At 70.6% G+C, this 6227-nt stretch carries 4 protein-coding genes and 2 pseudogenes; 4 read left to right on the forward strand and 2 right to left on the reverse strand.

Annotated elements, in window-relative coordinates:
- Positions 1-2 precede the first annotated feature (2 nt).
- The 3 genes and pseudogenes from ABD198_RS23965 to ABD198_RS23975 form a co-directional block, all read left to right on the forward strand.
- Positions 3-362: an ArsR/SmtB family transcription factor gene (locus ABD198_RS23965; RefSeq protein WP_167996785.1), complete on the forward strand. Its 360-nt coding sequence runs from the start codon at positions 3-5 to the stop codon at positions 360-362.
- 182 nt (positions 363-544) lie between these two features.
- Positions 545-2073 (forward strand): annotated as a pseudogene (locus ABD198_RS23970) (fused MFS/spermidine synthase).
- A gap of 191 nt (positions 2074-2264) precedes the next feature.
- Positions 2265-2828 (forward strand): annotated as a pseudogene (locus ABD198_RS23975) (DJ-1/PfpI family protein); the annotation flags it as partial.
- Positions 2829-2953: 125 nt separating this feature from the next.
- Here the strand turns inward: ABD198_RS23975 and ABD198_RS23980 are convergent.
- Complete coding sequence (locus ABD198_RS23980) at positions 2954-3289, reverse strand: hypothetical protein (protein WP_344005538.1); 336 nt, start codon at positions 3287-3289, stop codon at positions 2954-2956.
- 976 nt (positions 3290-4265) lie between these two features.
- On the opposite strand from ABD198_RS23980, the gene ABD198_RS23985 reads away from it, so the two are divergent.
- Positions 4266-5096, forward strand: coding sequence for an alpha/beta fold hydrolase (locus tag ABD198_RS23985; protein WP_167996790.1), 831 nt, complete (start codon positions 4266-4268; stop codon positions 5094-5096).
- 311 nt (positions 5097-5407) lie between these two features.
- Here the strand turns inward: ABD198_RS23985 and ABD198_RS23990 are convergent, their stop codons facing one another.
- The gene (locus ABD198_RS23990) at positions 5408-5848 is read right to left on the reverse strand and encodes a restriction endonuclease (RefSeq protein WP_344005541.1); all 441 of its coding nucleotides are present in this window, start codon (positions 5846-5848) and stop codon (positions 5408-5410) included.
- Positions 5849-6227: the final 379 nt, after the last annotated feature.

Raw genomic sequence — 6227 nt, forward strand, 5'->3', positions numbered from 1 at the left:
CGATGAGCACGCCGCTCTACCAGCTGAAGGCCGAGTTCTTCAAAACCCTCGGCCACCCGGCCCGCATCCGGGTCCTGGAACTGCTCAGCGAACGCGAGCACGCGGTCGCCGAGATGCTCCCCGAGGTGGGCATCGAGCCGGCCCACCTCTCCCAGCAGCTGGCCGTGCTGCGCCGGGCCAACCTGGTGGTGACCCGCAAGGAGGGCTCCACCGTCCACTACTCCCTCACCAGCCCCCATGTCGCCGAGCTGCTGCGGGTCGCCCGGACCATCCTCTCCGGCGTCCTGGCCGGCCAGGCGGAACTCCTGGCGGACCTGCAGGCGACGAGCCAGGGTGAACCCGAGGGGCGCGCCCCGCGCTGACGCGGCGTCGGTGAAGCCCGGAGCGGACGCTTGCCAGGTCCTGGCCCGTCCCCGTACCGGACCTGGGCCGCCCTTGCCGGCACCGGAGCGCCCGTACCGGACCGGTGAAGGGCGCGACCGGTGTTGACGCGCACTTCGGTCAACTCCCCGTCCACGCCCAGGGCCCGTGCCACGATGGCGAGGTGACGACCCCTCGGTCCTCCTCACCCGTCACCGGGAGCCCGCCGGCCGGTCCGCCCCGGGGCCTGGGCCCCCGCGCCGCCGTCGCCCTGGTGTTCACGTCCTCGGCCGCGGTGCTGGTGGTCGAGATCGTCGCCCTGCGGCTGCTCGCCCCCTACCTCGGACTCACCCTCGAGACCAGCACCATGGTGATCGGCGTCGCCCTCACCGCGATCGCCGTCGGCTCCTGGACGGGCGGCCGCATCGCCGACCAGATCGACCCGCGCCGGCTCCTGGGCCCGGCCCTCGGGGTGTCCGGAGCCGCGTCGTCGCCCTCACCCCCGCCGTGCTGCGCACCGCCGCCGAGCGGGCACCCGCGCTGCTCCTGCTGACTGCGGCGCTGACCATCCTGGTCCCGGGGGCCCTGCTGTCCGCCGTGACACCGATGGTGACCAAGCTGCGGCTGACCAGCCTCGCCGAGACCGGCACGGTGGTCGGGCGGCTGTCCGGCGTGGGCACCGCGGGCTCCATCGCCGGCACCGTCCTCACCGGCTTCGTCCTGGTGTCGCGGTTACCGGTCAGCGGCATCCTGATCGGCCTCGGCCTGCTGCTGGTGGCCGGTTCGGCGCTGGTGCAGTGGCGGGCGCGCGGCTGGAGCGGCGCCCCCGCCCTCACCCTGGCCGTGGTGGCCGGCGGCCTGGCCACCACGGTCGCGCCCGGGGCCTGCGACCTGGAGACCCGGTACCACTGCGCCCAGATCGTCACCGACCCCGGCCGCCCCGGCGGCCGCACCCTCCTCCTGGACGGCGTCTGCCACTCCTACGTCGACCTCGACGACCCCACCCACCTCGAGTTCACCTACGTACGCGCCCTCGCCGCCGTGGTCGACGCCACCCGCCCCGAGGGCGAGCCGCTGGCCGCCTACCACCTGGGCGGCGGCGGGCTCACCTTCCCCCGCTACCTCGCCGCCACCCGGCCCGGCACGCGCAGCGTCGTCTCCGAGATCGACAGCGGGGTCGTACGGATCGACCGCGAGCGGCTCGGCCTCGGCTCGGTGCCCGGCGTCGAGGTACGGACCGAGGACGGCCGGCTCGGACTGCGCCGGCTGGACACCGGCAGCCGCGACCTGGTCGTCGGCGACGCCTTCGGGGGCTTCAGCGTGCCCTGGCATCTCACCACCGCCGAGGCGATGAGCGACGTACGGCGGGTGCTCGACGAGGACGGCCTCTATGCCGCCAACATCATCGACCACGGCGCCCTGGCCTTCGCCCGCGCCGAGGCTGCCACTCTCGCCCGGACCTTCGCGCACACCGCCCTCGCGGGACCCGTCGGCGGCACCCGCCCCGAGGGCGGCAACATGCTGCTCCTCGCCTCCGACCGCCCCTTCGACCCGCGCGCGCTGCAGGAAGCGCTCGACGCCCGCGGAACCGGCTGGCGGATCACCACCGGCAAGGCCCTCACCTCCTGGATCGCCGGCGCCCGCCCCCTCACCGACGACCACGCCCCCGTCGACCAGCTCCTGGAGCCCTACAGCCCCAGTGACGGCCGCTGACGCCGACGCCGCCGGCCTCCGGCCACTTCTCCGCACGAGACACCCACGCTCCCGCTCACGGCGCCCGTCCCCGCCGGCGGCGCCCATGCCTTCCGCTCCCGGCACCCGGGTTCTCCCGCTCGCGGCGCCCTGGCCTCACCGCGCGGGCTGCACCGCCCGGGGCCTCGTACCCTGGCCCGGTGCCCGTCTCGCCCCCCTCCGGCCGTCTGCGCCGGGTCGCCGTGCTCGTGCTCGAGGGTGCCAAGCCGCTCGACGTCGGGATCCCCGCGCAGGTGTTCACGACCCGCGCGAGCATGCCCTACGAGGTGCGGGTGTGCGGGGCGGCGCCCGGGCTCGTGGCCGGCGCCGACGGGCTGTCGTACTCGGTCGCCGAGGGCCTGGACGCGCTCGCCTGGGCCGACATCGTCTTCATCCCCGGCCACCGCAACCCCGACCGCGACGACCCGCGGCCCGCCGTCGTCGAGGCGCTGCTCGCCGCCCACGAGCGGGGCACCCGGCTCGCGGCCATCTCCACCGGCGCCTTCACCCTCGCCGCCTACCGCACGGCCGCCGAGGGCCCGCTCGCCGGCATCCTCGAGTACTCGGAGGACCCGCTGGTCTCCTCCGACATCACGGGCAACCCCGCTTCCTCGATCTTCGACTCGGCCCTCACCCGCGTCGACGGCCGCCACATCAAGGTCGTCGCCTGGTACGACAACGAGTGGGGCTTCTCCCACCGCGTCATCGACACCCTGGAACTCCTCGCGGCCCGCTGAGCGTGCAGCCGTCGGCAGGACATGGCCCCGGCCAGTGCCTGCGCCGACGGCTGCTCATGCGGATTCCCGATCACCGGCAGGGGGCCGAGGGAATCCCCGGCCCCCTCGCCTGGTTCGTCCGCCGGTCAGAGCATGTGCGGTGCCAGTCCGGCCGTTCCGCCCCCGATGACCGGAACGAGCAGCACCAGCCACCCCCGCACGCTCCGCATGGGCGATTCCTCCTGCCGGACCATCAGCGCCAGGGCCATTCCCGCCATGGCGGGAAGGACGATGCCGAGGATCGCGAGGACCAGCAGATTCGGCACGGAGTGGCGGGTGATGGCCCACCCAGCCCCCAGGCTGAGGGCCGCGGCGGTGATCATTTCTCCCGTCGGCTGGATGAGCCCCAGGCGAGGCCGGTCTGCCCCGGCAACCCGCGCCCTGGTACGGACGACGGCGAGCATCCAGATGATGCCTGCCACGACCAGCAGGGTTTCGCAGGCGAGGACTATGTTCGCTGCTCGCGCTCACGATCCGCTTCACGCCGACGCGCTTCGCGACCTTGACGATCTTCACCATCTTGGCGGCGGGCAGCAGATTGGTGCCGATGGCCACCGCCACCGCGCCCATGCAGCCGAAGCTGGGCCAGCCGAAGCGGAGCTGAGCCTGTCCCGAGAGGTTTGCGTTCCGCTCCTTCTGCTTCAGGTAGGCGATGGTCGCTTCATCCCCCTGTTCCAGGACGTCCTCAGGTATGGACATCATGGTGTTGATCAGAGCTTCCCACTGGGCGTCATCGGCGGTGTCCTCGGCCGGGGCGGAGACCGGAGCGGAGACCGGAGCGGTGGTGCGGTGTGCGGCCTCGGCCGCGTGCGCACCGGTGGTGGTGGCGAGGACGGCGCCCGCGGTGAGTGCCGAGACGAGCACAGCGGTACCGCGCGTGAAGAGAGTTCGGTCGGTCGTCCCGAAAGACATCTGTTCCCCGTGAACGTGCCTGCTGGTTGCGGTCGCGATCCCCGCCGTGTCGTGGAGAAGAAGACACCGAGAGGCGTGGAGCGTCCGCGTGGTCAAGATCACTGAAACAGACGCCGATGCCCGGGGCTGTGGTGGAGGCCACTGTTCCGCCTGGATTTTTCCGCCATTTCTGCGGTGATTGCGCCTTCATAACCTTTCGATCCCAGGTGGCTGAGGAATGGAACCTTCAGATGGAAATCGCGCTCGCCTGTGCCCCGACGCAGAGGTGCTCGATTGACCGGCCGTTCACAGGTGCGAAGCATTCCGAAATGAGTGATTCATCACCCAGGCGTAGGGTGTTTGCCGTGCGTTCAGTCACGTGCGTCGGGTTATGAGTCCTGCGTCCTGAGCGCACTGCCTTCGGGCGCCCGAAATCGCCGCACGCGCTGCCGTGCGCCCGGGGCGGACCGGTGCTGCCATCTCGAGCCATCACACGGAGGAGTACTCATGGGCACGGTCACGACGTCCGACGGGGCGGCCATCTTCTACAAGGACTGGGGGCCGCGGGATGCGCAGCCCGTGGTGTTCCATCACGGCTGGCCGCTCAGTGCCGACGACTGGGACGCCCAGATGCTGTTCTTCCTACAGCAGGGCTACCGGGTGATCGCCCATGACCGGCGCGGTCACGGGCGCTCCGAACAGACCGCCGGCGGTCACGAGATGGACACCTACGCCGCCGACGTCGCGGCGCTGACCGACGCCCTGGACCTGCGCGACGCCGTGCACATCGGGCACTCCACCGGCGGCGGAGAGGTGGCCCGGTATGTGGCGCGGGCCAAGCCGGGGCGCGTCGCGAAGGCCGTGCTGGTGGGCGCGGTGCCGCCCATCATGGTCAAGTCGGAGAGCAACCCCCAGGGCACGCCGATCGAGGTCTTCGACGGCTTCCGCGCCTCCCTCGCCGCCAACCGCTCCCAGCTCTACAAGGAGGTGGCCTCCGGGCCGTTCTACGGTTTCAACCGGCCCGGCGCGGAGGTCTCCCAGGGGCTGGTCGACAACTGGTGGCGGCAGGGAATGATGGGCGCCGCCAACGCCCACTACGAGTGCATCAAGGCCTTCTCGGAGACCGACTTCACCGAGGACCTGAAGCAGATCGAGGTGCCGGTGCTGGTGATGCACGGCACGGACGACCAGATCGTGCCCTACGAGGACTCGGCCCCCCTGTCCGTGAAGCTCCTGAAGAACGGGACGCTGAAGACCTACGAGGGCTACCCGCACGGCATGCTCTCGACCCACCCCGACGTCCTCAACCGCGACATCCTGGAGTGGCTCAAGTCATAGAGGACGGGGCGACTGGAGACGGCGAGAACAACGACGAGGGCCCCACCGGTCACCGGTGGGGCCCTCGTCTCGCCCTCTCGGGCGGCTGCGGAGGATACGAGATTCGAACTCGTTAGGGGTTGCCCCCAACACGCTTTCCAAATGTTCGTATGGGAGTCCGGAGGGGGTCGTAGGCGTCCTGACCTGCGATGGAGCGTTCAGGGTGGACCTGTCCGGACGGGGTTGTACGCAGGCGAATGAGACCAGAACTGAGACCAGAGCGCGGTCGTGATCACGATGTCGAGTTGGTGAACGCGGCCGTGTGCTCCTCCTCAGCGAGGGCGGAGGCCGTGGGCTGCGGCGAGGCCCGGCTTTGCGGCCAGGAGTGCTTCGAGCTTGCTCGCTGGCCAGAGTTCGACGAACGGTGCGGTGCCGCTGTCATTGTGCTGCTCCGCCCACCGGACGGCATCTGCAGAGAAGTGGCCGCTCGTTGCAATGATCAGGGTCCTGATCACCGGCGGTCCCCACAACTTCACGGCTGCCACTGTCGCCGCGATGGTTGGCATGTCCACAGGCTTCTTCAGCCAGTGCTTCGCTTGGACGATGACCCGTTCACTGTGAGTGCCGCCAGCGCTGTCATGGAGTACTCGATCCATCGAAAGGTCACGTCCGCGGTCAGCAGCCTGTGTGTGCATGAGCCACTGCACGTTCCGGTACTCGGGGGAGCTGCGAAGCGGGTCGAACAACAACCGCTCGAACCCGTCGGCATCCATGCCGGCCCAGCGCAATGGCACCGTCGCCGGGCTGGGAGGCTCCGCGGGTGTATGCGCGCTCTCCGCGGATCGAAGGGGAGCGGTGGACGGGCGACCATCAGAGGCCGAGTCAATCGCCCGACGTCGCTGCGGTCCGGTCGGGGATCGCTGTTGCCAATCAGACGCTGCGGCGGCGTGCCCATCGGCTGGTGGCCGCTGCTCACGGAGACGAGGGCGGTGCTCGCGAGATCGGCGCACCCGGAGTCGAATCCATGCCGGAACCACACCGGAAAGAAACGCGAAGGTGATCACGGCCAGGACCGTATTGATCAGAAACTCATGGGGTTCTCGTCCAGGACGTAGCGGACGTGTGGGCCGCTGAAGTAGCCGCGGACGATGT

It is taken from the genome of Streptomyces thermocarboxydovorans (genome assembly GCF_039524635.1).
In the GTDB taxonomy this organism is placed as follows: Bacteria; Actinomycetota; Actinomycetes; order Streptomycetales; family Streptomycetaceae; genus Streptomyces; species Streptomyces thermocarboxydovorans.